We start from the raw sequence: 578 nt of genomic DNA, 5'->3' as shown, positions 1-578 counted from the left end.
GTAGCGCGCCATTATCTGATTCGCTTTTGAGGCCGATTTCGTAATTTTTACCTTCGATAGGATCGAGATAATTGCCGTCGATATCGCGCTCGGTTTGTGGTTTAAAGATTTCGCTGTAGCTAGTATAAAGGCTGTGGTTTTCGTTAATATCATAAGTAATACCCGCATAAGGTGTCCAAATATGTTTGGATTCAGTGTCTACATTATTGCCATACTGCACACCTGAGCGCTCATAATCAGACACCCGTGACCCCAATATCACTGACAAGGGATCCGTTAGCTTTAGCTGAGTGGCGGCAAAGATGGCCTTTTCTTTAACAGTGACATCAGAGCTTTGGGTTTTGGCACCCCATGCTGGCTCAGCGTAGCTGCCATCCCAGTTATCGAAGTCAGATATTGGCAAAAGTCCATCAGGCGGCGCTGTATAGGTAAAGGTATCAAGATCGCTCTTGTTATACGAGCCACCCAAGATGACTTGATGCGTTCTACCTAGTGCATCAAAATTACCCGTCAGCTTGGTTTTGACGTTGACTTGTTTGCGTTCGGTATCGGCATGGAATGGATTTAAGTTATAGATC

1 protein-coding gene is annotated in these 578 nt (G+C 45.0%); it reads right to left on the bottom strand.

Translation table 11 applies throughout. The annotated features are described in order from the left end of the window. On the bottom strand, nucleotides 1–578 hold a 578-nt coding region (locus ACS8FC_RS19460; protein ID WP_439297998.1), incomplete at both ends, for a TonB-dependent siderophore receptor.

It is taken from the genome of Psychrobacter sp. 1Y4, assembly GCF_051847555.1.
Note: the sequence above shows the minus strand (reverse complement) of the source record. Positions and strands in the feature narration are given on the sequence as shown.